This window comes from Conexibacter arvalis (assembly GCF_014199525.1).
Lineage (GTDB): Bacteria > Actinomycetota > Thermoleophilia > Solirubrobacterales > Solirubrobacteraceae > Conexibacter > Conexibacter arvalis.
In genome coordinates this window covers 319,008-344,592 of sequence record NZ_JACHNU010000004.1, presented here as the reverse complement: position 1 = coordinate 344,592, position 25,585 = coordinate 319,008, and the positions used below count along the sequence as shown (strand labels likewise).

Here is a 25,585-nt window from a genome sequence, read left to right as displayed (position 1 = left end):
TCAGCGCTGGTCGCCGCTTCTTCTCGCCGCTCTTCTCGCGGCCGCTCTGCGCTCGGCGCTCCGTCTCGCCGCTCTTCTCGCGGCGGCTCTGCGTTGCGCCGCTCTGCGCTGCTCGGCTCTGCGGGCCGCTCTGCGCGCCGCGGCCTTGCGGGCCCTCGCGCGTCTGGCGAACGCCTGCGCGCTCTCGTACTCGAGCCGCGCGGCCCGCTTGGCCGCGCGCTGCGCCCGTCTCCACGCCGGCGGCGTGCGCGTCGGCAGCATCTCGAACATGTTCGCGTAGCCGACGAGGTAGATCGCGCGGCGGTCGGCGACGACCGGCGTGAACGAGCCCTCCGGGAAGAAGAACACTCTTCTGCCGGTGCGCACGTCGAGCCCGTGCGTGTCGTTGGAGCCGAGGTTGGAGAAGTAGACGACGTCGCCGATGATCGTCGAGGAGCCGGAGATGCGGTTGCCGACGCCGGTCGCCCAGCGCTTGGCGCCCGAGCGCGCGTCGAAGGCGTAGAAGTTGCCGTCGTAGGAGCCGGCGTAGACCGTCGGTCCCAGCCCGCGGACGTTCGAGACCGACGGCGCGGCGTAGACGTACCCGCCGGTGCCGGTCGCCCACGCCAGCTTCCCGTCCTTCGCCGAGAACGAGTACACGCGGCTGTCGGTGTTGCCGAGGTAGACGCGCCCGAAGGCGACGGCGGGGGTCGAATAGAATCTGCCCGAGCCGAAGCCGAAGCGGGTCCCGCTCGTTCCGACCGACCAGACCTGCCGCCCGTCGCGGGCGCGGACCGCGTGGACGCGACCGCCGTAGTCGCCGAAGTAGAGCGTTCCGTTGGCGTACGCCGGCGAGCCCTTGATCGCGCCCGAGGCCTTGTACGTCCATCTCGTGTGGCCGGTCTTCGCGTCGAGCGCGTAGAGCGTGCCGTCCTCGGTGCCGAAGAAGAGAGATCTGCCGAGCAGCAGCGGCGAGGACTCGGCGCGGCTCGGCAGCTCGCGCGTCCACACGCCTCTGCCGTCGACCTCGCGGAACGCGCCGACGCGGCCGCCCGAGCCGGTGCGCGACTCGAGCGCGACGACGTAGACGTGGCCGTCGCCGATCGCGGGGGAGGCGGCGGCGAGCCTGCCGAAGTGGACGCGCCATCTGATGCCGCCGGTGACCTTGTTGATCGCCCGCAGCCAGCCGTCGTCGTCGAGCAGGAACAGCGTCGCCCCTCTGATCACCGGCGGGAACTCCAGCAGCGCCGTGCCGCGGTAGGTCCAGCCGCGTCTGAAGCGCGGTCTCAGGTAATCGGGAGCGCTGCTCCAGTCGCGCGTGCGGGCGTCGTTCAGGCCGTAGGTCGGCCACGAGAAGGTGTCGACGGCCAGTCTCCGTCTCGTCGGTTTCGGCGGCGGCGGAGGCTGCTCGGCCTCGGTCGTCTCGGTCGCCGTGAAGGCGACGTCGGGGTTGGAGACGTCGCCTGGCTCGCGCAGCAGCACGAACGCGGCGGCTCCGCCGGCCAGCAGCAGCACGACGACCACCGTGAGAGCGACGAGCAGACCGCGCCGACGGCGTGGTTTCGGGCTCGGCATCGGCCGCGCATGGTAGTACAGCCCTGCGATGACGACCGCCCATGACCTCGTCGGACGGCTGCGCGAGCTGTCCGCGGCGGCCCCGCTGCTGCCGCTGCTGGACGGCCTCCCGGAGGCGTGGATCGTCGGCGGCGCGGTGCGCGACCTGCTGCTCGGCGGGGCGCCGCTCGACCTCGACCTCGTCGTCGTCGGCGACGCGCCGGCGGTCGCCGCGAGGCTCGCCGGCGCGCTCGGAGGCGAGCTGCAGGTCCACGATCGCTTCGGGACCGCGACGGTGCGCGCCGGCGGGCATTCCTACGACGTCGTGCGGGCGCGCGCCGAGTCCTATCCCCGTCCCGGCGCGCTGCCGGAGGTCCGCCCGGGGACGCTGGAGGAGGATCTGGCGCGGCGCGACTTCACCGTCAACGCGATCGCGCTGGCGCTCGACGGGCGGATCGCGGCCGCGCCGCATGCGCTGGAGGACCTGGAGGCGCGGCGGCTGCGCGTGCTGCACGACGCCAGCTTCCGCGACGACCCGACGCGGCTGCTGCGGCTGGTGCGCTACGCGACGCGGCTGGGGTTCGCGGTCGAGCCGGCGACGGCGGCGCTGGCGCGGGAGGCGATCGACGCCGGCGCGCTCGGGACGGTCACCGGCACGCGGATCGGCGCCGAGCTGCGGCTGCTGCTGCGCGAGCCGAGCGCCGCCGACGCGCTCGCGGAGGTCGCCGGCTGGGGCGGAGGGGACGCGCTCGTGCCGGGCCTGCGCTTCGACGCCGCGCCGGCGGAGCGGGCGCGGGCGCTGCTGCCGGCCGACGGGCGCGACGACCTGCTGCTGCTCGCCGCCGCCTGCCTGCGCGTGGCGCCGGCCGCGCTCGTCGGCTGGCTCGACGCGCTTGGCTTCACCGCCCGCGAACGCGACACGGTCGCCGAGGCGGCAGGCGGCGCGAAGCGGCTCGGCGACCGGCTGGCGGCGCTGGTCGCCGGCGGCGCGCCGCGGCCGTCGGCCGTCGCCGCCCTACTGCGCGGCCGCTCGCCGGAGCTGGCGGCGCTGGCGGGGGCGCTGGCGGGTGGGGAGCGGGCCGGCGGAGCCGGCGGCGCGAGGGCCGGCTCCGCGGGGACCGGCGGAGCGGGCGCGGGGGCCGGCGGCGTCGGGGCAGGTGAAGCGGGCGAGAGGGCCGGCGGTGTGGGGCCGCGCGGACGCGCCGCAGCGGCCGAGGCGGTCGTCCGCCGCTGGCTGGAGCGCGATCGGCATGTGCGGCTGGAGATCGGCGGCGACGACCTGCGCGCCGCCGGCGTGCCGCAGGGCGAGGCGATCGGGCGCGGGCTCGCCGCCGCGCTGGCGGCCAAGCTCGACGGCGACGCCCCAGACCGCGAGGCCGAGCTGTCGGCGGCGCTGGCAGCCGCCGCCGCTCGCCCGGCGTGAGCGCCCCGGGCCGGCGTTCGCGATCTGCGTCAATCTGCCCACCGCAGCGGTAGGCAGATCGACGCAGATCGTGGCGCGCGTCGGCGGGCTACCATCCCGGCCGATGGACCTGCCCGCCTCCCGGACGCCCGCGCTGCCCGCTCCGTTCGCCTGGCACGGCGACCATGTCGGCATCGAGCTGCCCGGCGGCGCCGCGCTCTTCACGACCCGCCGCGGCGGGGTCTCGACCGGTCCGTACGCGAGCCTCAACCTCGGCCGCTGGACCGACGACGACCCGGCCGCCGTCGACGCCAACCGCGACCGGCTGGCCGAGGCGATCTGCCTGCCGCGCGCGGCGGTCGCCCAGGGCTTCCAGGTCCACGAGACGACCGTCAGGCGCGTCACCGTCGCGCCGGATCCCGACGCGGACCTTGAGCAGGCCGACGGCCAGGCGACGGCGCTGACCGACGTCGCGCCGCTGGTGCTGACCGCCGACTGCCTCCCGGTCGCGCTGATCGCCTGCGGCGCGGTCGCGATGGTCCACGCCGGCTGGCGCGGCCTCGCCGGCGGCATCCTCGCCGAGGGAGTCACCGCGCTGCGCGAGCTGGGCGCCGACGGCCAGATCGCCGCCGCGATCGGCCCGGGCGCCGGCGTCTGCTGCTACGAGGTCGGCGACGAGGTGCGGGCGGCGTTCGCGCGCCACGCGGCGAGCGCCTTCGACGGCCGCAACGTCGACCTGAAGGCGATCGCCGCGCGCGAGCTGCGCGACGCGGGCGTCCACGAGGTCCACGACGCCGGCCTCTGCACGATCTGCTCGGACCCCGAGCTGTTCTTTTCCCACCGGCGCGACGGCGGCGTGACCGGACGACAGGCAGGAGTGGCATGGCGCGCCTGATCTACGACCTCGACCTCGAGCGCGTGCGGGCGAACGTCGCCGCCGCGCGGCTGCGGATCGACGAGGCGGCGGCGATCGCCGGCCGCGACCCCGGCGACGTGGAGCTGCTGGCGGCGGTGAAGTACGTGCCGCTGGAGTCGGTCGGCGTGCTCGCCGAGGCCGGTCTGACGCTGCTGGGCGAGAACCGCGCCCAGGACCTGGAGGCGAAGGCGGCCGCCTACGAGGGGCGCTTCACCTGGGACTTCATCGGCCACCTCCAGAGCCGCAAGGTCAAGCAGATCCTCCCGTGGGTGCGGCTGATCCACTCGCTCTCCAGCGACTCGGCGCTGGAACAGCTCGGCAAGCACGCCGGCGGGCGGCCCGACCTGGAGGTGCTGGTCGAGGTCAACGTCTCCGGCGAGGCCTCCAAGAGCGGCATCGCGCCGAGCGAGCTGGCGGCCTTCGTCGAGCGCTGCCCGGTGACCGTCTCGGGCCTGATGACGATGCCGCCGCTGGCCGCGCGTCCGGAGGACAACCGTCGCCACTTCGCCGCGCTGCGCGAGCTGGCCGAGGCGCACGGCCTCAGACGGCTGTCGATGGGCACCTCGCAGGACTACGAGGTCGCCGTCGAGGAGGGCGCCACGATCGTCCGCCTCGGCTCGACGTTGTACGAATAGCGCTCCCGAAGGGCCGCCGAACCGCGCGCTCGGCCGCAGAGGCGCATAATGAGTCGGGTTGCAGGGATTCACATGCCCTGCGCGAACCCCTCACCGTCATGGCATTTCGCGACACCTGGCACCGCGCGCTCGTCTATTTCGGGCTTGCTGTCGAGCACGACTACGAAGACGAGCCCGAGTACGAGCAGCGTGAGCGCCGCCCGCAGCGCGAGCGCGAGCCGCAGTACGCCGAGCCCGAGGTCGATCTCGAGGACCAGTACCGGGAGCGTCCGAACGTGCGCCGGCTCTCCAGCAGCCGCCGCCGTCGCGACGAGATCGACGACATCTTCGCCGACGACGATCCCGTCTCCCGGCGCACGAGCGTCCTGCGGCCGGTCGGCGGCAGCGGCGGCGGAGCCGGTGTCCGCAACGGTCGCAGCGGGGAGGTCCGCGTGCATCTGGTCGTACCCAAGTCGTTCAACGACGCTCAGGACGTGGCGGACAAGTTCAAGGACTCGATCCCCGTGATCCTCAACCTGCAGGGCTCGGACACCGACCTCTCCAAGCGGCTGATCGACTTCTCCTCGGGCCTCACCTACGCGCTCGACGGCGGCATGCAGCGGATCGCCGACAAGGTCTTCCTGCTCACGCCGCGCAACGTCGAGGTCTCCGCCGAGGAGCGCGCGCGGCTGATCGAGAAGGGCTTCTTCAACCAGAGCTGACGCGGCCTCCTGCGCCCGCGCGCGGCGCGAGCGGCCGGCCCGCTACGCTTCCGCGCATATGCAGGTAGGACTGATCGGATCGGGCAACATGGCCAGCGCGCTCGCGCGCGGCTGGGGCGACCCGATCCTGTGCACCGACGTGGACTTCGCCCGCGCCGAGGCGCTGGCGGCCGAGGTCGGCGGCGAGGCCGTCGCCTCCAACGCCGAGCTGGCGCGGCGCGCGGACGTCGTCTTCCTCTGCCACAAGCCCGACCAGCTCGACGAGGTCGCGGGCGAGGTCGCCGACGGGACGACGCCGATCGTCTCGATCCTCGGCGCGACGCCGCTGTCGGCGCTGCAGGCCGCCTACCCCGGCCAGCCGGTCTTCCGCCTGATGCCGAACGTCGCCGTCGAGGTCGGCCGCGGCGTGATCTGCATGGTCGAGCCCAAGGGGGTCGACCCCGAGTTGGCGGCCGAGGTGCTCGTGCTGCTGGAGCGGATCGCGACCGTCGTCAAGCTGAGAGACGGACAGATCGACGCCGCCACCGCCGCGATGGGCGTCGGCCCCGCCTACGTCGCGCTGCTGGTCGAGGCCCAGGTCGACGCGATCGTCCGGCTCGGCATCCCGGCGCACGTCGCCGACGAGCTGGTGACCGAGACGATGGCCGGCACGCTCGACCTGCTCGCCGAGCGCGACGGCGACACGCTCGCCGTCCGCCGCGCGGTCACCTCGCCCGGCGGCTCGACCGCGCGTGGGCTGGCGGCGCTCGACGCCCACGGCCTGCGGACCGCGTTCCAGGCGGCCGCCGACGCCGTCGTCTTCGGGGGCAGACGGTGAGCGCGGCGACGCTGGTCCTCGCGACGGTGCGCGAGGACGTCGCCGACTACGTCGGCGCGGTCTTCACCGTCTACCTGATCTGCATCTTCGCCTACGTCGTGCTCAGCATCCTCTTCGCGGTCGGGGTGCGCCCGTCGTACTCGCGCTGGACGAGCGCGATCTTCGACTTCCTGCGCCAGGTCGTCGAGCCCTACCTCAACCTCTTCCGCAGATTCCTGCCGAACCTGGGGCCGTTCGACCTCAGCCCGATGGTCGCGACCTTCGTCCTGATCATCGTCTGGCAGATCGTCGTCGGCCTGATCGCGGGCTGATGAGCGCGGCCGCCGCGAGCACAGCCGGCACGGCCCGCGGCAGCTGGCTGAAGGTCGCGGTCGTGATGGCGGTCGTGCTCCTGCTCGACCAGGTCACGAAGGCGATCGTGCGCGGCGACGTCGCCGTCGGCGAGAGAAACGAGGTGCTGCCGTTCCTGTCGATCGGCCACGTCCACAACGACGGCGTCGCCTTCGGCTTCCTCGGCGGCGGCGGGACGATCGTGCTCGTGATCGTGCTGGCCGCGATAACGGCGCTGGTCGTCTTCTTCGCCCGCAACGCCGGCAGACCGCTGATGTGGCTGCCGACCGGCCTGCTGCTCGGCGGCGCGCTCGGCAACCTGATCGACCGCGTCCACCAGGGCTACGTCACCGACTTCATCCAGCTGCCGAGCTTCCCCTCGTTCAACGTCGCCGACATGGCGGTCACGTTCGGCGTGATCGCGCTCGTGATCGTGCTGGAGCTCAATGCCCGCGCTCAGGGTTGAGGTCGGCCCCGGCGAGGCGGGGGAGCGGCTCGACCAGTTCCTCGCCAGGCTCGGCGAGATCGGCTCGCGCTCGAAGGCGCAGCGGCTGATCGACGCCGGCCTCGTGACCGTCGACGGCAAGGCGCTGCCGAAACGCCACAAGGTCGGCGCCGGCGAGACGGTCGCGGTCGAGCCCGAGCCGGAGCGCGCGGTCGAGGAGGCCGGCGACGCGCCGTTCGAGGTCGTCTTCGAGGACGAGCACCTGCTCGTCGTCGACAAGCCGGCCGGGGTCGTCGTCCACCCGGCGCCCGGCCATCGCAGCGGCACGCTCTCGCAGGCGCTCGCCGGCCGCGCCGCGGGCGGCGAGGACCCGGCGCGCGCCGGGATCGTCCACCGCCTCGACCGCGACACCTCCGGGCTGCTGATCGTCGCCAAGTCGGAGGCGGCCCACCGCGAGCTGAAGCGGATGATCGAGGCGCGCGAGGTGCGGCGCGAGTACCTCGCGCTGGTCGAGGGGACGCCGCCGGCGCGCAGCGGCACGATCGACGCGCCGATCGGGCGCGACCGCCGTGTCCGCACGCGGATGTCGACCGAGACCGACGACCCGCGCGAGGCGCGCACCCACTTCACGCTCGAGCGGGCGCTGCCCGGCGCCGCGCTGCTGCGCGTCGTGCTCGAGACCGGCCGCACCCATCAGATCCGCGTCCACCTGCTCGCGATCGGTCACCCCGTCGCAGGCGACCCCGAGTACGGCACCGGCGGCCGCCTCGGGCTGGAGCGGCAGTTCCTCCACGCCGCGCGCCTCGCCTTCGCGCATCCGCTGACCGGGGCGCCGGTCGACGTCCGCTCCGAGCTGCCGGCCGATCTCGCCGCGGTGCTGGCGCGGCTGGAGGCGCAGGCCGGGAGTGGCCGCGACGGCGAAGTCGCGTAGACTATTCGGCCGTCCGTAGTCCACTACCCCGGACGCGCACGGGCGCGCGACCCTGCCCGGTGCATCGAGCACCGGGTTCTCGCGCCCGCGACCGGGATCCGCACAGAACCACTTTCAAGGGAGTCACGACCGTGACGAATGGTCAGGTTGACCTCAAGGACCTGCTCGAGAACGGCGTCCACTTCGGGCATCAGACCCGCCGTTGGAACCCGAAGATGCGCCGCTTCATCCACGGCGAGCGCGCCGGCATCTACATCATCGACCTGCTGAAGACGCAGGAGCTGCTGCGCGAGGCGCAGGAGTTCGCCGAGGGCGTCGCCCGCCGCGGCGGCACCGTCCTCTTCGTCGGCACCAAGAAGCAGGCGCGCGACGGCATCAAGGAGGTCGCCGAGGCGGCCGGCATGCCGTACGTCAACCACCGCTGGCTCGGCGGCCTGCTGACGAACTTCGGCACGATAACCAACCGCATCCGGCGCCTCCACGACCTCGAGCGCTACGACAGAGAGGGCCAGCTCGACCTGCTCCCGACGCGCGAGCGGCTGGCGGCCAGAGCGGACCTCGAGAGACTTCAGGCGAACCTCGGCGGCGTCAAGCACATGAGCCGCATCCCGGACGCGATGTTCGTCGTCGACCTCAAGACCGAGGCGATCGCGGTCAGAGAGGCCAAGCGCCTGCGCATCCCGATCATCGGCCTCGTCGACACCAACTGCGATCCCGACGACGTCGACTACGTGATCCCCGGCAACGACGACGCGATCAAGTCGTGCCTCGTCGTCACCAGAGCGCTCGGCTCGGTCGTCGGCGAGGGCCGCTCGGTCTTCCGCGCCGAGGAGGAGAAGGCGCGCAAGGAGGCCGAGGAGAAGGCCCGCCGCGACGCCGAGGAGCGCGCCAAGCGCGAGGCCGAGGAGAAGGCCAAGCGCGAGGCCGAGGAGGCCGCCAAGCGCGAGGCCGAGGCCGCCGCCAAGCGCGAGGCCGAGGCTGCCGCCGCCGCGCAGCAGGCGCAGGCCGCCCAGCAGGCCGAGGCCGCCGCCGCGCAGGCCGCGCGCGAGGCGCAGGCCGCGCAGCCCGCCGCGCCCGCCCCCGAGGCGCCGGCCGCGCCGGCCGAGACGCCGGCCGCCGACAAGCCCGCCGACAACAGAACGACCACCGACTCCGGCTCCGAGGGGGAGCCCACCGCATGAGCATTTCCGCCCAGGACGTGAAGGCGCTGCGTGAACGCACCGGCGCCGGGATGATGGACTGCAAGAAGGCGCTCGTGGAGGCCGACGGCGACGTCGAGGCCGCGGTCGAGGCGCTCCGCATCAAGGGCATCGCGAAGGCCGAGAAGCGCGGCGAGCGCGGCACCAGCGAGGGCACCGTCCAGTCCTACATCCACGCCAACGGGAAGATCGGCGTGCTCGTGGAGGTCGACTGCGAGACCGACTTCGTCGCCCGCAACGACGACTTCGTCGCGTTCGCGAAGGACCTGGCGCTGCACATCGCGGCCGCCGCTCCGCTCTCCGTCGACGACGAGGGCGTCCCGGCCGAGGAGGTCGAGAAGGAGCGGCGCATCGCCGAGGAGCAGTTCGCCGACAAGCCGGAGAACATCCGCCCGAGAATCGTCCAGGGCAAGATCGACTCGTGGCTGAAGGAGGTCGTGCTGCTGCGTCAGGCGCACGTCAACGCCGACAAGTACGAGGGCCGTTCGATCGAGGAGATCCGTGCCGCGCTTGCCTCGAGAACCGGTGAGAACATCGTCATCCGCCGCTTCCAGCGGTTCGCCGTTGGCGACTGACGCACACCCCGCCGAGGACGCGCCGGTCTACCGGCGCGTTCTCGTGAAGGTGTCGGGCGAGTCGCTGATGGGCTCGCAGGAGTACGGCACCGATCCCGAGCGGATCCGCGCGATCGCCCGCCAGCTCGCGAGCGTCCACCGGCTCGGCGTCGAGGTCGGCGTCGTCGTCGGCGGCGGCAACATCTTCCGCGGCCTCGCCGCGCAGGCCTCCGGGATGGACCGCGCGACCGGCGACTACATGGGCATGCTCGCGACGGTGCTCAACGCGCTCGCGCTCCAGGATGCGCTCGAGAAGCAGGAGGTCGCGACGCGGGTGCAGTCGGCGATAGCGATCTCCGAGGTCGCGGAGCCGTACATCCGCCGCCGCGCGATGCGCCACCTCGAGAAGGGAAGGATCGTGATCTTCGCGGCCGGTACCGGCAATCCGTTCTTCACGACGGACACGGCTGCGGCGCTGCGCGCGATCGAGATGCACGCCGAGGTGATCCTGATGGCGAAGAACGGGGTGGAGGGCGTCTACAGCGCCGACCCGGCCGTCGACCCCGACGCGACCTTCATCCCCGAGATCACGCACATGGAGGCGATCGAGCGCCGCCTGCGCGTGATGGACTCGACGGCCCTGACGCTCTGCATGGAGAACAGACTCCCGATCGTCGTCTTCAACATGGGCGACGAGCGGAACATCGATCGGATAGTTTGCGGTGAGCGAGTCGGGACCCTGGTGAGGACATGATCGAAGAGCTGCTGCAGGACGCGCGCGAGCGCATGTCGAAGTCGGTCGAGGCGACCCGTCACGAGTTCGGGTCGGTGCGCACCGGCCGCGCCACCCCGGCGCTGCTCGACCGCGTGATGGTCGAGTACTACGGCGCCCAGACGCCGCTCAAGCAGCTTGCGACGATCTCCGCCCCGGAGGCGCGCCTGCTGTCGGTCCAGCCGTTCGACAAGAGCTCGATCAAGGCGATCGAGAAGGCGATCATGGAGTCCGACGTCGGCCTCACGCCGAACAACGACGGCAACCTGATCCGTCTGGTGATCCCGGAGCTGACCGAGGAGCGCCGCAGACAGCTCGTCAAGGTCGTGCGCGGGATCGCGGAGGAGGGCCGCATCAGCATCCGCAACGCGCGCCGCGACACGATGCACGACCTGCGCGAGCTGCGCGACGCAGGCGAGGTCGGCGCCGACGACGAGCACCGCGCCGAGGCCGAGCTGCAGAAGCTGACCGACGAGAAGGTCGCCGAGCTCGAGAACTTCCTGAAGAACAAGGAAGAAGAGATCCTCGAGGTCTAGGGGCGGCGTGACGGGCGAGCGCGGCGTGGCCGACGACCAGGACGGGCCGGGCCGCAGGGTCCGGCGCGTCGCGATCATCACCGACGGCAACGGCCGCTGGGCGCAGCAGCGCGGGCTCGACGTCACCGAGGGCCACCGCGCCGGCGCCGAGAACGTCAAGGCGCGGCTGCGCGACGCGGTCGAGCTGGGCATCGAGCAGCTGGCGATCTACGCCTTCTCGACCGAGAACTGGGGCCGCTCGGAGGGCGAGGTGCTCGGGCTGATGGAGCTGTTCCGCGAGTACATCGCGGCCGAGACGCCGGAGCTGCACGAGGAGGGCGTGCGGATGCGCTTCATCGGCCGCCGCTCGGAGCCGATCCCGACCGACATCGTCGAGCAGATGGAGTGGGCCGAGCGGCTGACCGCCGGCAACGACAGAATCACCTTCTTCATCCCCTTCAACTACGGCGGGCGGGCCGAGATCGTCGACGCCGCGCGGAGCTTCACCGGCACGACCGAGGAGGAGTTCCGGCAGCACCTCTACGCCCCTGAGCTGGAGGATCCCGACCTGGTGATCCGCACCAGCGGCGAGCAGCGGCTGTCGAACTACCTGCTGTGGCAGACCGCCTACTCGGAGTTCGTCTTCCGCGACGAGCTGTGGCCCGACTTCGACCGCGCGGCGTTCGAGGACTCGCTCGCCGTCTTCGGCGCCCGTCAGCGACGGTTCGGCGGGCGGTCGGCTTGAGCGACGACGGCCGCTTCTTCGACGTCGAGCAGGCGCCGCCGTCCGGCGAGGAGCCGCCACCGCGCAGGCGGGCCGAGGGCGGCCGGCGCGGGCGCGCCGCCGGCCGCGGCGGACGCGGGCGCGGAGCCGCGAGCGGTCGTGGCGGCGCCCGTCGGGCGAGCGGCGGCGAACGGCGCAGACGGCGCGGGCCGGGCTCCGACCTCGGCGGCCGCGTGATGGTCGCGATCCCCGCCGCGATCGCCGTCATCGTCGTCAACGCCGCCGGCGGCCCGATCTGGGCGCTGGCGCTGCTCGGCATCGGGATACTGGCGATGCACGAGCTGTACGCGATGCTGAGACCGGTCCAGCCGGTCGCCGTCGCCGGCTTCGTCGCGCTCGCGGGGATGCTCGCGGCGGCGCTGTACGGGACCCACTTCCACATCCTGCTCGCGGCCGTCTCGATCGTGCCGGTGCTGTTCGTGCTCGTCGCGCTCGGCCCCGAGCGCGAGCACGCGACGCTGTCGATGGCGACGACGATCCTTGGGATCTACTGGATCGGCTTCGCGCTCGCCCACGCGATGCTGCTGCGCGAGCTGCCGCACGGGAACGCGATCGTGATCGACGTGCTCGTCGGCACCTTCATCGGCGACACCGGCGCCTACTTCGGCGGCCGCATGTTCGGCCGGCGCAAGCTGGCGCCAAGGATCTCGCCGAACAAGACGGTCGAGGGGCTCGTGATCGGCATGGTCTGCGCGGTCGCCGCCGTCCTGCTCGCCGGCCTCTACCAGGACTGGCTGTCGACGACCGAGGCGCTGCTGCTCGGCGTCGGCGTCGCGATCGCCGCGCCGATCGGCGACCTGTTCGAGTCGTTCATCAAGCGCGACGTCGGCACGAAGGACACCGGCCGCGCCTTCGGCGCCCACGGAGGCGCGCTCGACCGCATCGACGCGGCCCTCTTCGCCGCCGTCGTCGGCTACTACATCTGGTACGCGCTGGCGTAGCGGCGGCGAGCGCCGGCGCGACCCGCCCCGCTTAGCCGCTCTGAAGAACGGCTGCCTACAATCCACCGCATGCCTCGTCGCCTGCTCATCCTTGGCTCGACCGGGTCGATCGGAACGCAGGCGCTCGACGTCGTCGCGCGCTCCGAAGACCTCGAGCTCGTCGGCCTCTCCGCCCAGTCCTCGTGGGAGCGGGTCGTCGAGCAGGCGGCCGAGTTCGGCGTCGAGCGGATCGGACTCGCCGACGTCGACGCCGGCGCCCGCGCCGCCGAGAACTGGACCGGCGGCGAGGTGCTGACCGGCGCGGAGGGGCTCGTGCGGCTGGTCGTCGAGTCGGAGGCCGACCTCGTCCTCAACGCGCTCGTCGGCTCGGCGGGGCTCGGGCCGACCGTCGCGGCGCTCGGCGAGGGGATCGACCTCGCGCTCGCCAACAAGGAGTCGCTCGTCGTCGGCGGCGAGCTCGTCACGCAGCTCGCCGAGGCGACCGGCGCGCAGATCATCCCGGTCGACTCCGAGCACTCGGCGATCCATCAGCTGCTGGCCGGCGAGGAGGTCGGCACCGTCGACAAGGTCGTGCTGACCGCCTCCGGCGGGCCGTTCCGCGGCAAGGCCGCCGCCGAGCTGCGCGAGGTGACCGTCGAGCAGGCGCTCGCCCACCCGACCTGGGCGATGGGCGGCAAGATCACGATCGACTCGGCGACGCTGATGAACAAGGGCCTCGAGCTGATCGAGGCCCACCATCTCTTCGGCACGCCCTACGAGCGGCTCGACGTCGTGGTCCACCCGCAGTCGATCGTCCACAGCATGGTGCAGCTGTGCGACGGCGCGACGCTCGCCCACCTTGGCTACCCGGACATGCGCGTGCCGATCTCCTACGGCCTCCACTACCCGGAGCGGGCCGAGGTGCCGTTGAGAGCGCTCGACCTCGCCGACGTCGGCACGCTCACCTTCGAGCGGCCCGACGAGGAGACCTTCGCCTGCCTGCGGCTGGCGCGTCAGGTCGGCAAGGCCGGCGGCACCGCGCCGTGCGTGCTCAACGCCGCCAACGAGGTCGCGGTCCACGCCTTCCTCAACGGGCGCCTGCGCTTCCTCGAGATCGCCGAGGTGATCGAGCACGCGCTCGACTCCGTCGAGACCGGCCAGATCCACGCCTTCGAGACGCTCTACCGCGCCGACCGCGCCGCGCGCGAGGCCGCCCATCGGCTGATCGAGGAGCGCGCCGCGGCATGATCCCGATACTGCTCGCCTTCCTCGGCTTCTGCGCCCTGATCGTCCTGCACGAGCTGGGCCACTTCACCGCGGCGAAGGCCGTCGGCATGCGCGTCGAGAAGTTCTCGCTCTTCTTCGGGCGCCCGCTCGCGAGCGTCAGGAAGGGCGAGACCGAGTACGCGGTCGGCTGGCTGCCGCTCGGCGGCTACGTCCGCATCACCGGCATGAACCCGACCGAGGAGATACCCCCGGAGGTCGCCGGACGCGCCTACTACCGAATGCCGGTGTGGAAGCGGATCGTCGTGATCGCCGCGGGGCCGGCGGTCAACATCGTGATCGCCTTCCTGATCATCTGGGCGCTGCTGCTCGCCAACGGCCGCACGACCGACCAGTACGTCGTCTCGCCGCAGGACCTCGGCCACCCGGCCGTCCAGTACCTCCAGCCCGACGACCGGATCGTCAGCGTCGACGGCGTCAGAGGCGGGCCGAACGCGATCGCCAGACAGGTCGCGACGCACAGATGCGCCGGCAGACAGGTCGACGGCTGCGACGCGGCGACCTCCGCGACGGTCGTCGTCGAACGCGACGGCAGGCTGCACACCTACGAGATCACGCCGCGCTACGACGGCGCGAGAGGGATCGAGCGCACGCGCCTGGGCTTCTCCTACGGCTACGGCCGCGCGTCGGTCGGGCCGGTCGAGGCCGCCGACCTCTCCGTCACCGGCATGTGGGACGTGACGAAGCGGACGGTCTCGACCTTCGCGAAGCTGTTCGAGGCGAGAGAGCGCGAGCAGCTGAGCGGCGTCGTCGGGACCTCCGAGACACTGCGGCAGTCGTTCGAGTTCTCGACGACGCTCGCGCTCCAGGTGCTGGCGCTGATCTCGCTGTCGCTGGCGATCATCAACCTCTTCCCGTTCCTGCCGCTCGACGGCGGCCACATCTTCTGGGCGCTGGTCGAGAAGCTGCGCGGCGGGCGGCCGGTGCCGTTCTCGGTGATGGAGAAGGCCGGCGCCGTCGGCTTCGTGCTCGTCATCATGCTGTTCTTCATCGGCCTGACCAACGACATCGGCCGCATCAGCGACGGCACGCTCGGCGACATCCCGCGCTGAGCCGACGGTTCTCCTCACCCGTCCCGCGCCCCTCCGGTAGCGTCTCGTGGACGAGGCCCCGGCGTCGTCTTCGAAACGACAACGGAGGAGGGCGAGATGGAAGGCAGCACGGTCGCGGCCGACGCGCCGCAGGCGGTCGACGCCGCAACCCTCGGCGAGGCGCTGCGGCGCACCGCCGCCGCGCACCCGGATCTGCTCGCGGTCCGCACGCTCGACGACGGCGTCGCGCTGACCTGGTCGCAGCTGCGCGAGCGGGTCGACGCGCTCGCCCGCGGCCTCGCGGGGCTCGGGATGGGCAGGGGCGACACGGTCGCGCTGATGCTGACCAACCGGCCCGAGTTCCACGTCGCCGACCTGGCGGCGGTGACGCTCGGCGCGACGCCGTTCTCGATCTACCTCACCTCCTCGCCGGAGCAGATCGAGTACGTCGTCGGCGACGCCGCCGCGCGCGTCGCCGTCACCGAGCGCGCCTTCCTCGACCGGCTGTTGGCGGCGAAGGAGCGGCTTCCGCTGCTCGAGCACGTGATCGTCGTCGACGCCGACGGCTCGGAGCCGGCCGGCGTCGCCGGCCTCGACGCGGTCGTCGCCGGCGGCGACCCCGGCTTCGACCTCGACGCCGCCCTCGCCGCCGTCGAGCCCGACGACGTCGCGACGCTGATCTACACCTCCGGCACGACCGGCCCGCCGAAGGGCGTCGAGCTGGCCCACCGCAACATCCTCGCCGCCGTCCGCTGCGTGCAGGAGATCATCCAGCTCGACCCCGGCGCGCGCGTGATCTCGTGGCTGCCGGCGGCGCACATCGCCGAGCGCGCCGCCCACCATTACATCCCGGTCGTCTACGCCGCCACGATCACGACCTCGCCCGACCCGAGAGCGATCGTGCAGACGCTGCCGCAGGTGAGACCGAACTGGTTCTTCGCCGTCCCGCGGGTGTGGGAGAAGCTGAAGGCCGGGCTGGAGGCGATGCTCGCCGCCCAGCCGGAGGAGCTGCGCGGCAGAGTCGAGGGCGCGCTCGAGGCCGCCAAGCAGCGGGTGCGGCTGCGTCAGCAGGGCGCCGAGGTGCCGGCCGAGCTGGAGCAGGCGGTCGCCGCCGCCGACGACGCGATCTTCTCGAACCTGCGCGCGATGCTCGGGCTCTCCGAGGTCGTCACCGTCAACGTCGGCGCGGCGCCGACGCCGCCGGAGGTGATCGAGTTCTTCCACGCGCTCGGGATCGAGCTGGCCGAGCTGTGGGGGATGTCGGAGACCTGCGGCGCCGGCACCGTCAACCGCCCGGGCGCGGTGCGGATCGGCACCGTCGGGCCGCCGGCGCCGGGCGTCGAGGTCAGGCTCGCCGACGACGGGGAGCTGCTGATGCGCGGCGGCTGCGTGATGAAGGGCTACCGCGGCCAGCCGGAGAAGACGGCCGAGACGATCGACGCCGACGGCTGGCTCCACACCGGCGACGTCGCCGAGATCGACGGCGACGGCTACGTCAGGATCGTCGACCGCAAGAAGGAGCTGATCATCAACGCGGCCGGCAAGAACATGTCGCCGGCGAACATCGAGGCGACGCTGAAGAGCGCCTCGCCGCTGATCGGCCAGGCCTGCGTGATCGGCGACGGGCGGGCGTTCAACACCGCGCTGATCGTGCTCGACTCGGACTTCGCGCCGACGTGGGCGAGACAACAGGGGATCGCCGAGGAGGCCGACCTCGCCGCGCTCGCCGCCGACGAGCGGGTGCTCGCCGCCGTGCAGGCCGGGGTCGACGCCGCCAACGCGAGGCTGTCGCGGGTCGAGCAGATCAAGCGCTTCACGGTCGTGCGCGGCGACTGGCTGCCCGGAGGCGACGAGCTGACGCCGACGATGAAGCTGAAGCGCCGCCCGATCGGCGACAAGTACGCCGACGCGATCGAGGAGATGTACGCGGGGTAGCGGCCCCTTTCCGCGGCCGCGCGGGCGCGGCGCCGCCCCGCCGGCCAGGTCGGCGACAGAGGCCGCGGGCGCCCGCAGGTCGCGTAAGCTGGCGCGCCGAATGGACCGCCGCCGTCGCCTTCGCCCGCGCCCGCGCCGTCGCGCCGTCGCGCTCGCGGGGGCGGTGGCCGGTGGCGGCCCGGTCGCGGGCGCGGTGGCCGGTTGCGGCGCGCTCGCCGGGGCGGTGGCCGGTGGCGGCGCGGTCGCCGGCGTCCTCGCCCGTGTCGCGGCGCTCGCCGCGGCGGCGGTGCTGCTGGCGGCGGCGCCGGCTGCGGCGGTGCCGGTCGGCGACGTCGACCCGTTCGTCGGCGTCGACGCGGAGGGGAACACGGTGCCGGGGCCGAAGCTCCCGTTCGGCTTCGCCAACCCGAGCCCCGACACGCTCGACCCGACCACGTCCGGCTATCGCAGCGGGCGCCCGGTCGTCGGCTTCTCGCAGACCCACGTCTCGGGGACCGGCGGCGCCGGCAAGTACGGCAACTTCCGTCTGACGCCGTTCGCCGGCCCGTTGCGCCTGGGCGACCTCGGCTCGCCGATCACGCGGGAGCGGGCGGCGCCCGGGCGCTACGCGGCGCGGCTGACGCGCGCCGGGATCGACGTGGCGCTGACCGCGACCCGCCGCGTCGCGCTCCACCGCTACCGCTTCCCGGCGACCCGGCAGGCGCACCTGCTGCTCGACGCGACCTCGGCGATCGAGCTGCCGGGCGGCGGCCGTCCGCTCGCCTCCAAGGTGCGGCTGACCGGCCCCGCCGGCGCCGAAGGGTGGGTGCGGATGACGGGCGGCTGGGGCGTCGGCAGCTATCGGCTGTTCTTCGCGCTGCGGCTCGACCGGCGCGCGGCGGCTGCCGGCACGTTCCGCGCGCCGCCCGCGCCCGCTGCCGCCGCCCGCGCAGCCTCGGCAGCCGATGAGGTGCGAGTTCTGGTCGGAGAGCGACCAAAAGGCGCACCTCATACGGAGCTTGCCCACGCTGCGGCGGCAAGATCCCACGTCCGTGGTGGCGCGGACGAACGGACCGGCGTCTGGCTGCGCTTCGACGCGCGCCGCCAGCGGACCGTCACCGCCGCCGTCGCGCTGTCGTTCCGCTCGGTCGCGCAGGCGCGGCGCAACCTGTCGGAGCTCGACGGGCGCGCGCCGGCGCGGCGGGGGAGGGGCGCGCGGGCGGCGGCGCGGCGGGCGCAGGGCCAGGCGGTGCCGATCCCGTTCGACGCCGTGGCGGGGCGGGCGACGGCCGCGTGGCGCGACGTGCTCGGGCGGATCGCGGTCTCCGGCGGCACGGCGGCGCAGCGGCGCACCTTCGCGAGCGCGCTCTACCGCGCTCACGCGATGCCGCACGACCTGACCGGCGAGGACGTCTGGACCGGCCGGCCGCAGGGCGCGCCGCATTACGAGGACTTCTACGCGCTGTGGGACACCTTCCGCACCGTCAATCCGCTGCTGACGGTGCTGCAGCCGCGGCGGGCGGGGGCGATGGTCGCGGCGCTGACGGCGATCGCGCGGGCGAGCGGCGGCTGGCCGCCCGACGGCCGCGTCGCCGGCACCAACGGGATCACCCAGGTCGGCTCCAGCGCCGAGGTCGTGATCGCCGACGCCTTCGCGAAGGGGCTCGGCGGCTTCGACCGCAGGGCCGCCGCGGCGGCGGCGATCAAGAGCGCGACCGTCTCCTCGCCCAGGCCGCTCCGCCACGGCCGCGATCTCGGTGAGTACGCCGCGCGCGGCTTCCTCACGACCGCGAGCGACCGCTCGGCGTCGCGGACGCTCGAGTTCGGCCACGGCGACTTCGCCGTCGCCCAGATCGCCCGCGCCGTCGGGCAGCCGGCGCTGGCGGCGTCGCTGGAGCAGCGCTCGCGCGCCTGGGCGCAGCTGTGGGACCCGGAGACGGAGGCGATCCGGCCGCGCACGCCCGACGGCGGCTTCCTCGCGCCGTTCGACCCGGCGGTCGAGATGTGGGGCGACGGCCATCCCTTCTACGAGGGCTCGGCGCTGCAGTGGTCGACCTTCGTCCCGCACGACGCCGGCGGACTCCTCGACGCGCTTGGCGGACCCGCGCCGTTCGCCGCCTGGCTCGACCGCCTCTTCGACGGCGGCCACCACTCGCAGCGCAACGAGCCCGACCTGCTGGCGCCGTGGCTGTACGCCCACGCCGGCCGCTCCGACCGCGTCGCCGAGCGGGTCCAGGCGATCATGCGGCGCGACTACCGCCCCGCGCGCGACGGGCTGCCCGGCAACGACGACGCCGGCACGCTGTCGGCTTGGTACGTGTGGGCGGCGATCGGGCTGTTCCCGAACGCCGGTCAGCCGTGGTACTACGTGACCGCGCCGCTGTTCGAGCGCGCGACGATCGCGCTCGCCGGCGGCCGCGCGCTGCGGATCGTCGCCGTCGGCGCTCCGCCGGCCGGCACGACCCGCTACGTCGCCTCCGCGCGGCTCGACGGCCGTCCGCTCGGGCGGGCGTGGCTGACCCATGCCGAGCTGGCCGCCGGCGGCACGCTCGAGCTGCGCCTGAGCGCGACGCCGACGGGGTGGGCCGCCGGCGCCCCGCCGCCGCCCTCGCTGACCGGGCCGGGGTCGCCCGCCGCGCCGTCCGGCGCCGCCGCGTCGGCGCGCGCCGGCGCGCCTGCGTCCGCCGCGCCGTCCGGCGCCGCGGCTGGTCAGGGCGCGGCGGGCTGAGGTCTTCGGCCGAGGGCCGCGACTACACTCAGGAGCCATGGCCTCACAGCGGCAGATCCACGTCGGCGGCGTGCCGATCGGCGGCGGCGCCCCCGTCGCCGTCCAGACGATGACGAAGACCGAGACCGCCGACCTGCAGGCGACGATGGCCCAGATCCGCCGCGTCGCCGAGGCCGGCGCCGACATCGTCCGCTGCGCGGTGCCGCGCGACGAGGACGTCGAGGCGCTGAAGACGATCGTGAGAGAGTCGCCGATCCCGATCATCGCCGACATCCACTTCAACTACACGCTGGCGCTGAAGGCGATCGACGCCGGCGCCCACTGCATCCGCCTCAACCCCGGCAACATCGGCGGCCCCGACAAGGTCGCGCTGGTCGCGGAGAAGGCGAGAGCGGCCGGCGTGCCGATCCGCATCGGCGTCAACTCGGGCTCGCTGCCCAGACACCTCCACGCGCTCGAGCGCGAGAACTCCGTCGAGGCGCTCGTGGCCGCCGCCGTCGAGTTCGTCGAGCTGATGGAGTCGCTCGACTTCACCGACTTCAAGGTCTCGATCAAGTCGACCAACGTGCCGAACACGATCGCCTCCAACCGGCTGCTGAGCGAGCGGATCCCGTATCCCCTCCACCTCGGCATCACCGAGGCCGGCACGAAGTGGTCGGGCTCGCTGAAGTCGTCGGTCGGTCTCGGGACGCTGCTCGCCGACGGGATCGGCGACACGATCCGCATCTCGCTCTCCACCTTCCACGCGGAGGAGGAGGTGAAGGTCGCCTGGGAGATCCTCAAGGCGCTCCAGCTGCGTGACCGCGGCCCGGTCCTGATCGCCTGTCCGACCTGCGGCCGGCTCCAGTTCGACATGGACACCGTCGTCGCCGAGATCGAGCGTCGCCTGGAGGCGTACGCCGACCCGATCGAGGTCGCCGTCCTCGGCTGCGCCGTCAACGGCATCGGCGAGGCGTCGCACGCCGACTTCGGCATCACCGGCGCCAAGAACGAGGGCCTGATCTTCAGCCGCGGCAGAGCGCTGCGCAAGGTCCCGCAGGAGCAGCTCGTCGACACGCTCTTCGCCGAGATCGACAAGTACGTCAAGGCCGGCAAGAGAGTCGCCGTCGACGCCGGCGAGGCCGCCAAGGGCGCCGCCTGGCTGGAGGCGATCGAGGCCGAGAACGCCGGCGAGATGACGCCCGAGCGCCTCGCCGCCGCCGAGAAGGCGGCCGCCGCGGCCGAGGCGGCGGCGGAGGCTCGCCTCGACGAGACCGTCTCGCCGACCGCCGGCCGCCGCTTCACCCGCTCGTAGCTCGCCGCGTCGCTCGCGCTGCCGCGAGCTGCGTCGATCCGTACCCCGCAGAGGGGTACGGATCGACGCAGCTCCCGTCTGCTGGCCGGCCAGCCAGAACCTGCGCGCGGCGGCCGGGCCGCCGGTACGCTCGCGGCCATGCTCGTCCACGACCGTCGCGGCGCCGGTCCGCCGCTCGTCCTGATCCACGGGATCGGCGCCCGCCGCGGCGCGTGGGATCCCGTCGCCGAGCGGCTCGCCGGCGACCGCGAGACGTTCGCGATCGACCTGCCCGGCTTCGGCGACTCCCCGTCGCTGCCCCTGTCCGGCGAGCTGCCGATCGGCGCCTACGTCGACGCGGTCGAGCGCTTCTTCGCCGACGTCGGGCTCGAGCGGCCGCACGTCGCCGGGAACTCGATGGGCGGCGGGATCGCGCTGGAGCTGGCGCGGCGCGGAGCGGTCGCGAGCGCGACGGCGCTGTCGCCGGTCGGCTTCTGGAACCAGGCCGAGTCGGTCTGGTCCAGAGCGGTGCTGCGCGCCAGCCGACTCGGCGCCAAGCACGCCGGCGGGCTGCTGCGGAGGGTCGTCGCCTCGGCGCCGGGCCGGGTCGTCGCGCTCGGCGTCTTCTACGGCCGCCCGGCCGCGCTCGACGCCGCCGTCGCGCGCGAGGACCTGCGGATGCTCGGCGCCGCGCCGGCGTTCGACCGCACGCTCGGCCCGCTCGGCCGCTACCGGTTCGCCGACGGCGCGGCGCTCGACGGCGTCCCGGTCACGATCGGCTGGGGCGCGCGCGACCGACTGCTGCTCTATCCGAGCCAGCCGCGCCGGGCGCGCGCCGCACTGCCCCGCGCACGCCACGTCGTGCTGGAGCGCTGCGGCCACCTGCCGATGCACGACGACCCCGACCAGGTCGCCGCGCTGCTGCGGGTGGCGAGCGCCCGCGGCGCGTGAGCACGGCGCCGCGCGCGGCGACGCGCCAGCCGCGGGCACCGCATCGACGCGGCGTCGCACGGGTTAACCCGATCGAGACGGCTTGTCGTCTCGCTACAGTCTCTTGCCGGTCGCGCGCCGCCAGGTCGCGCGGCGCACGCTCTCGATCCCCCCTGAAAGGAATCCCGACGTGAAGCTCCGTCGCACGCTGTCCGCCGTCCTGGCGGGAGCGCTCGTCGCCGCCGCGCTGATCGCGCCGGCCACGAGCAACGCCCTCGTCGTCGGTGTCGGTGACCAAAGCCCGGCGCTCTTCACGAACGAGCACCTCAAGAGGTTCAGATCGAAGCGGACCCGCATCATCGCGCCCTACGACGTCGCCCTGAAGAGAGGCGAGAAGCAGTGGCTGCACGACTGGATGGCCCAGGCGGTTCCGGCCAGGCACGAGGTCGTCGTCGCCTTCAACCCGCCGTGGACGATGCAGTGCCCGAACGTCGGCGGCAAGAAGGGCTGCAAGCCGCCGACCGCCAAGCAGTTCACGCGCGCCTTCAAGGCGTTCCGCAAGGAGTGGCCGCAGATCCGGATCATCCAGCCCTGGAACGAGGTCAACAACCTCACCCAGCCGACGGCGCACAGACCGGACATGGTCGTGACGTACTACAACATCGTCAAGAAGAACTGCCGCGGGTGCACCGTGCTCGGCGCCGACATCCAGGACCTGCCGAACATGGTCAACTACACGAGAAAGCTGCTCGCGATCTTCAAGAAGCGCAAGATCGCCACGCCGAAGCTCTGGGGCCTGCACAACTACACGGACGTCAACCGGTTCGTGAAGGACAAGAACAGCAGCATGCGCAAGATCGTCAGGCTGCTGCCCGGCAAGATCTGGCTGACGGAGACCGGCGGCATCTACCGCTTCCAGCCGCAGAACGCGCGCCAGACCTTCCGCCCCGACCTCAAGCGCCAGGCCCGCGCGATCGACGCGCTCTTCAAGCAGGCCAACAAGTACCGCAGCAAGGTCGCGCGCATCTACCTCTACAACTGGTTCGCCGCACCGGCCGACAACCGTTGGGACTCCGGCTTCCTCGACGCCTCGGGCCAGCCGCGCCCGGCGTACAAGAGACTGGTCCGCTACAAGAAGTACTTCCGCTGATCGCGCCCGCTTCCGCCGTCGCCGGGCCGGCTCCGCGCCGGCCGGCCGGCGGGAGCGACCGCGACGGCGGCGGCGACGGCTCCGCCGCCCGCGGCCGGTAGGCTTCCGCGCCCATGACTCGTCTGAGCGCCTACCTCCTCCCGACCGAGAAGCAGGCCCCGGCCGACGCCGAGGCCGTCTCCCACAAGCTGATGGTCCGGGCCGGGCTGATCCGTCAGCTCGGCGCCGGGCTGTGGACGTACCTCCCGGCGGGCTGGCGGGTCCATCGCAAGGTCGAGCAGATCATCCGCGAGGAGCTCGACGCGATCGGCGCCCAGGAGCTGCTGATGCCGGTGCTCAACCCGGCCGACCCGTGGCGCCGCTCCGGCCGCATCGAGATCGACGAGATCTTCAAGCTCGAGGATCGCAAGGGCACCGAGATGGTGCTGGCGATGACCCACGAGGAGATCGTCACCACCCACGTCGCCCAGGTCGTCCGCTCCTACCGCGACCTGCCGCAGATCCTCTACCAGATCCAGGTGAAGGAGCGCGACGAGCCGCGCCCGCGCGCCGGCGTCCTGCGCACGCGCGAGTTCATCATGAAGGACTCCTACTCGTTCGACCGCGACGAGGCGGGCCTGGAGGAGAGCTACGCCAAGCACATCGCCGCCTACGACCGGATCTTCGAGCGGACCGGGCTGGAGTGGTACCGGGTCGAGTCCGACGTCGGCATGATGGGCGGCTCGGGCGCCCATGAGTACATGGCGCCGTGCGCCGCGGGCGAGGACGAGGTCGCGCTCGCGCCCGGCTACGCCGCCAACGTCGAGGTCGCCTCCGCCGATCCGCAGGCGGTCGAGCTGCCGGCGCCGCTGCCGGAGCCCGAGGAGGTGCACACGCCCGGCCTGACGACGGTCGAGGACGTCGCGCGCCGCCTCGGCGTGCCGCAGGGCGCCGTCCTGAAGGCGTACCCGGTGATCGCCGAGGGCCGCGGGCTCGTGCTCGTGATGGTGCGCGGCGACCACCGCGTCAACGAGGTCAAGCTGCGCAACGCGCTCGGCGCGCAGTGCCGTCCGGCGACCCCGGACGAGTTCGCGCAGAAGATCGGGCCCGCGGGCTTCATCGGACCGGTCGGCGCCAACGCGCCGGTCGTGCTCGACGACGCCGTCGCCGACGGCGGCTACGTGACCGGCGCCAATCGCCCCGACTTCCACCTGCGCGGCGTCGAGCCGGGCCGCGACTTCCCGTTCGAGCGCGCCGACGTGCGCGCCGTCGAGCCGGGCGACACGGTCGGGGGCGAGCCGGTCCGGATCGAGAAGGCGATCGAGGTCGGCAACATCTTCAAGCTCGGGACCAGATACTCGTCGGCGATCGGCGCGCACTACCTCGACGAGAGCGGCAGACAGCAGCTGATCGTGATGGGCTGCTACGGCATCGGCCCGGCCCGCATCGTCGCGGCGGCCGTCGAGCAGTACGCCGACGAGGCCGGCATCGCCTGGCCGCGCGCGCTGGCGCCGTTCGACGTCGAGCTGGTCGTGATCTCCAGAGGGGAGAGCGAGGAGCGGACCTTCGCCGACGGCCTCTACGAGCAGCTGAAGGCGACCGGCCTCGACGTCCTCTACGACGACCGCGACGCAGGCCCGGGGGAGAAGTTCGCCGACGCCGAGCTGCTCGGCGCGCCGCTGCGCGTGACCGTCGGCAGGCGGACGCTGGCCGGCGGCGAGCTCGAGGTCCAGATCCGCCGCGGGCGCGAGAGACGCACGCTCCCGCTCGACGGCGCGGCCGAGGCGGTCAAGGCGCTGTGGGAGACGCTGCCGTGAACGGCGGGGGCTCGCGTGGGCGGGCCTGAGCCTCCGCGCGAGAGACTGACCTTCAAGCGGCTCTCCGGGCTCGACCGCTCGGGGCCGCCGCAGCCGGCGACCGTCGCCGGCGCGCCGCTCAACCCGTGGACGATCCCGAACGCGATCGGGTTCGTGCGGCTGGCGCTGATCCCCGTCTTCCTCGTCGTCGCGCTGTCGAGCGGCGACGGGATCGGCTTCTGGCCGGCCTTCCTGTTCGCCGTGATCGGGTGGGGCGACTACGCCGACGGGATCGCGGCGCGCGTCACCCGCCAGTACAGCCGCCTTGGCGCGCTGATGGACCCGGTGACCGATCGCCTCCTGGTGATCTCGGGCGTCGTCGTCTGCTGGAACTTCGAGCTGCTGCCGCGGTGGGCGATCGCGGTCCTCGTCGCGCGCGAGGTCGCGATGCTCGCGATCGCCCAGTGGGGGCTGCGCCACGGGATCGACCTGGCGATCAACTGGCCGGGGCGGCTCGCCGTCGCGCCGGTGATGGGCGGCCTCTTCTTCCCGATGTGCGGCCTGGGAACGCTCGGCGAGGTGCTGCTCTACGTCGGCCTCGCGCTGGCGCTGTGGGCGACGGTCCTGTACGTCCGCAGCGGCCTGGCGCAGCTGCGCGACGCGGGCGGCGCAAGCTCGCCTGCAAGCTGACCCTCAAGCTCAACTTGAGGCACGGTCTGACCGAAGCTATAGTGGACTGCCTCGCCCCCGCGCGACATCGAACGGAGCAACCGCACGTGATGGACACCTTCCCGGACCTCGGCTCACTGACGGATCAGGAGTTGAAGGACCTCATCCAGCAGATGACCGAGGAGGAGATCGAGGTCTCCTACAAGCGGCGGATCCTGCACGGCAAGATCGACATCCTGCGCGCCGAGCTCGTCAACCGCCTGCGCAAGAAGCACGAGGGCGGCGAGGACGTGATCTCCGGCGCGGACGTCGAGAAGCTGACGGACATCCTCTCCGGCCGCGTGCCGGGCGGCGAGCAGAGCTGAGGGCTCTGCCGA

At 73.1% G+C, this 25,585-nt stretch carries 25 protein-coding genes; 24 read left to right on the top strand and 1 reads right to left on the bottom strand.

Annotation, left to right across the window (positions count from 1 at the left end; genetic code table 11):
• A complete protein-coding gene (locus tag BDZ31_RS16165) occupies positions 1-1,554 on the bottom strand; it encodes a PQQ-binding-like beta-propeller repeat protein (RefSeq protein ID WP_183343372.1) in 1,554 nt (517 codons plus the stop codon).
• A gap of 28 nt (positions 1,555-1,582) precedes the next feature.
• On the opposite strand from BDZ31_RS16165, the gene BDZ31_RS16160 reads away from it, so the two are divergent.
• The 24 genes from BDZ31_RS16160 (at position 1,583) to BDZ31_RS16045 (ending at position 25,573) form a co-directional block, all read left to right on the top strand.
• Complete coding sequence (locus tag BDZ31_RS16160) at positions 1,583-2,956, top strand: CCA tRNA nucleotidyltransferase (protein WP_183343371.1); 1,374 nt, start codon at positions 1,583-1,585, stop codon at positions 2,954-2,956.
• 103 nt (positions 2,957-3,059) lie between these two features.
• Positions 3,060-3,830: a peptidoglycan editing factor PgeF gene (gene pgeF, locus BDZ31_RS16155; protein ID WP_183343370.1), complete on the top strand. Its 771-nt coding sequence runs from the start codon at positions 3,060-3,062 to the stop codon at positions 3,828-3,830.
• A complete protein-coding gene (locus tag BDZ31_RS16150) occupies positions 3,818-4,486 on the top strand; it encodes a YggS family pyridoxal phosphate enzyme (RefSeq protein WP_183343369.1) in 669 nt (222 codons plus the stop codon). The genes pgeF and BDZ31_RS16150 overlap by 13 nt, the downstream gene beginning before the upstream one ends.
• A 98-nt stretch (positions 4,487-4,584) precedes the next feature.
• Positions 4,585-5,187, top strand: coding sequence for a cell division protein SepF (locus BDZ31_RS16145; protein ID WP_183343368.1), 603 nt, complete (start codon positions 4,585-4,587; stop codon positions 5,185-5,187).
• A gap of 58 nt (positions 5,188-5,245) precedes the next feature.
• Complete coding sequence (locus tag BDZ31_RS16140; RefSeq protein WP_183343367.1) at positions 5,246-6,004, top strand: pyrroline-5-carboxylate reductase family protein; 759 nt, start codon at positions 5,246-5,248, stop codon at positions 6,002-6,004.
• Complete coding sequence (locus tag BDZ31_RS16135; protein WP_183343366.1) at positions 6,001-6,315, top strand: YggT family protein; 315 nt, start codon at positions 6,001-6,003, stop codon at positions 6,313-6,315. The genes BDZ31_RS16140 and BDZ31_RS16135 overlap by 4 nt, the downstream gene beginning before the upstream one ends.
• Complete coding sequence (gene lspA, locus BDZ31_RS16130) at positions 6,315-6,800, top strand: signal peptidase II (protein ID WP_183343365.1); 486 nt, start codon at positions 6,315-6,317, stop codon at positions 6,798-6,800. The genes BDZ31_RS16135 and lspA overlap by 1 nt, the downstream gene beginning before the upstream one ends.
• Entirely contained in the window at positions 6,781-7,710 is a 930-nt protein-coding gene (locus tag BDZ31_RS16125) for an RluA family pseudouridine synthase (protein WP_183343364.1), read from the top strand. The genes lspA and BDZ31_RS16125 overlap by 20 nt, the downstream gene beginning before the upstream one ends.
• A 131-nt stretch (positions 7,711-7,841) precedes the next feature.
• Positions 7,842-8,891, top strand: coding sequence for a 30S ribosomal protein S2 (rpsB, locus tag BDZ31_RS16120; RefSeq protein ID WP_183343363.1), 1,050 nt, complete (start codon positions 7,842-7,844; stop codon positions 8,889-8,891).
• A complete protein-coding gene (tsf, locus tag BDZ31_RS16115) occupies positions 8,888-9,484 on the top strand; it encodes a translation elongation factor Ts (protein WP_183343362.1) in 597 nt (198 codons plus the stop codon). The genes rpsB and tsf overlap by 4 nt, the downstream gene beginning before the upstream one ends.
• Positions 9,474-10,217 carry a UMP kinase gene (pyrH, locus tag BDZ31_RS16110; RefSeq protein ID WP_183343361.1) on the top strand — a complete coding sequence of 248 codons (744 nt, stop codon included), beginning with the start codon at positions 9,474-9,476 and terminating at the stop codon, positions 10,215-10,217. The genes tsf and pyrH overlap by 11 nt, the downstream gene beginning before the upstream one ends.
• Positions 10,214-10,771: a ribosome recycling factor gene (gene frr / locus BDZ31_RS16105; protein WP_183343360.1), complete on the top strand. Its 558-nt coding sequence runs from the start codon at positions 10,214-10,216 to the stop codon at positions 10,769-10,771. The genes pyrH and frr overlap by 4 nt, the downstream gene beginning before the upstream one ends.
• A gap of 7 nt (positions 10,772-10,778) precedes the next feature.
• Positions 10,779-11,495 carry a polyprenyl diphosphate synthase gene (gene uppS / locus BDZ31_RS16100; protein WP_343075606.1) on the top strand — a complete coding sequence of 239 codons (717 nt, stop codon included), beginning with the start codon at positions 10,779-10,781 and terminating at the stop codon, positions 11,493-11,495.
• The gene (locus BDZ31_RS16095; RefSeq protein ID WP_183343359.1) at positions 11,492-12,475 is read left to right on the top strand and encodes a phosphatidate cytidylyltransferase; all 984 of its coding nucleotides are present in this window, start codon (positions 11,492-11,494) and stop codon (positions 12,473-12,475) included. The genes uppS and BDZ31_RS16095 overlap by 4 nt, the downstream gene beginning before the upstream one ends.
• Positions 12,476-12,544: 69 nt before the next feature.
• Positions 12,545-13,702 (top strand): 1-deoxy-D-xylulose-5-phosphate reductoisomerase, encoded by a 1,158-nt coding sequence (gene dxr / locus BDZ31_RS16090; protein ID WP_183343358.1) that lies wholly within the window; start codon positions 12,545-12,547, stop codon positions 13,700-13,702.
• Positions 13,699-14,790, top strand: coding sequence for a M50 family metallopeptidase (locus BDZ31_RS16085; RefSeq protein WP_183343357.1), 1,092 nt, complete (start codon positions 13,699-13,701; stop codon positions 14,788-14,790). The genes dxr and BDZ31_RS16085 overlap by 4 nt, the downstream gene beginning before the upstream one ends.
• Before the next feature lie 96 nt (positions 14,791-14,886).
• Positions 14,887-16,704: an AMP-dependent synthetase/ligase gene (locus tag BDZ31_RS16080; RefSeq protein ID WP_183343356.1), complete on the top strand. Its 1,818-nt coding sequence runs from the start codon at positions 14,887-14,889 to the stop codon at positions 16,702-16,704.
• A gap of 193 nt (positions 16,705-16,897) precedes the next feature.
• Positions 16,898-19,411: a GH92 family glycosyl hydrolase gene (locus tag BDZ31_RS16075; RefSeq protein ID WP_183343355.1), complete on the top strand. Its 2,514-nt coding sequence runs from the start codon at positions 16,898-16,900 to the stop codon at positions 19,409-19,411.
• 37 nt (positions 19,412-19,448) lie between these two features.
• Complete coding sequence (gene ispG / locus BDZ31_RS16070; protein ID WP_183343354.1) at positions 19,449-20,705, top strand: flavodoxin-dependent (E)-4-hydroxy-3-methylbut-2-enyl-diphosphate synthase; 1,257 nt, start codon at positions 19,449-19,451, stop codon at positions 20,703-20,705.
• A 138-nt stretch (positions 20,706-20,843) separates the two neighbouring features.
• The gene (locus BDZ31_RS16065) at positions 20,844-21,635 is read left to right on the top strand and encodes an alpha/beta fold hydrolase (RefSeq protein WP_183343353.1); all 792 of its coding nucleotides are present in this window, start codon (positions 20,844-20,846) and stop codon (positions 21,633-21,635) included.
• Between the two features lie 169 nt (positions 21,636-21,804).
• On the top strand, positions 21,805-22,764 hold the full coding sequence (locus BDZ31_RS16060; protein WP_183343352.1) for a hypothetical protein: 960 nt from the start codon (positions 21,805-21,807) through the stop codon (positions 22,762-22,764).
• A 113-nt stretch (positions 22,765-22,877) separates the two neighbouring features.
• Entirely contained in the window at positions 22,878-24,560 is a 1,683-nt protein-coding gene (locus tag BDZ31_RS16055; protein WP_183343351.1) for a proline--tRNA ligase, read from the top strand.
• A gap of 15 nt (positions 24,561-24,575) precedes the next feature.
• Positions 24,576-25,229, top strand: coding sequence for a CDP-alcohol phosphatidyltransferase family protein (locus BDZ31_RS16050; protein ID WP_183343350.1), 654 nt, complete (start codon positions 24,576-24,578; stop codon positions 25,227-25,229).
• Between the two features lie 89 nt (positions 25,230-25,318).
• Positions 25,319-25,573, top strand: coding sequence for an RsiG family protein (locus tag BDZ31_RS16045; protein WP_183343349.1), 255 nt, complete (start codon positions 25,319-25,321; stop codon positions 25,571-25,573).
• The last annotated feature ends 12 nt before the right edge of the window (positions 25,574-25,585 follow it).

Bases quoted from the DNA above. Each gene is read 5' to 3' on its own strand.
- BDZ31_RS16165 (WP_183343372.1), bottom strand. From the start codon at position 1,554: ATGCCGAGCCCGAAACCACGCCGTCGGCGCGGTCTGCTCGTCGCTCTC.
- BDZ31_RS16160 (WP_183343371.1), top strand. From the start codon at position 1,583: ATGACGACCGCCCATGACCTCGTCGGACGGCTGCGCGAGCTGTCCGCG.
- pgeF (WP_183343370.1), top strand. From the start codon at position 3,060: ATGGACCTGCCCGCCTCCCGGACGCCCGCGCTGCCCGCTCCGTTCGCC.
- BDZ31_RS16150 (WP_183343369.1), top strand. From the start codon at position 3,818: ATGGCGCGCCTGATCTACGACCTCGACCTCGAGCGCGTGCGGGCGAAC.
- BDZ31_RS16145 (WP_183343368.1), top strand. From the start codon at position 4,585: ATGGCATTTCGCGACACCTGGCACCGCGCGCTCGTCTATTTCGGGCTT.
- BDZ31_RS16140 (WP_183343367.1), top strand. From the start codon at position 5,246: ATGCAGGTAGGACTGATCGGATCGGGCAACATGGCCAGCGCGCTCGCG.
- lspA (WP_183343365.1), top strand. From the start codon at position 6,315: ATGAGCGCGGCCGCCGCGAGCACAGCCGGCACGGCCCGCGGCAGCTGG.
- BDZ31_RS16125 (WP_183343364.1), top strand. From the start codon at position 6,781: ATGCCCGCGCTCAGGGTTGAGGTCGGCCCCGGCGAGGCGGGGGAGCGG.
- tsf (WP_183343362.1), top strand. From the start codon at position 8,888: ATGAGCATTTCCGCCCAGGACGTGAAGGCGCTGCGTGAACGCACCGGC.
- frr (WP_183343360.1), top strand. From the start codon at position 10,214: ATGATCGAAGAGCTGCTGCAGGACGCGCGCGAGCGCATGTCGAAGTCG.
- dxr (WP_183343358.1), top strand. From the start codon at position 12,545: ATGCCTCGTCGCCTGCTCATCCTTGGCTCGACCGGGTCGATCGGAACG.
- BDZ31_RS16085 (WP_183343357.1), top strand. From the start codon at position 13,699: ATGATCCCGATACTGCTCGCCTTCCTCGGCTTCTGCGCCCTGATCGTC.
- BDZ31_RS16080 (WP_183343356.1), top strand. From the start codon at position 14,887: ATGGAAGGCAGCACGGTCGCGGCCGACGCGCCGCAGGCGGTCGACGCC.
- ispG (WP_183343354.1), top strand. From the start codon at position 19,449: ATGGCCTCACAGCGGCAGATCCACGTCGGCGGCGTGCCGATCGGCGGC.
- BDZ31_RS16065 (WP_183343353.1), top strand. From the start codon at position 20,844: ATGCTCGTCCACGACCGTCGCGGCGCCGGTCCGCCGCTCGTCCTGATC.
- BDZ31_RS16055 (WP_183343351.1), top strand. From the start codon at position 22,878: ATGACTCGTCTGAGCGCCTACCTCCTCCCGACCGAGAAGCAGGCCCCG.
- BDZ31_RS16045 (WP_183343349.1), top strand. From the start codon at position 25,319: ATGGACACCTTCCCGGACCTCGGCTCACTGACGGATCAGGAGTTGAAG.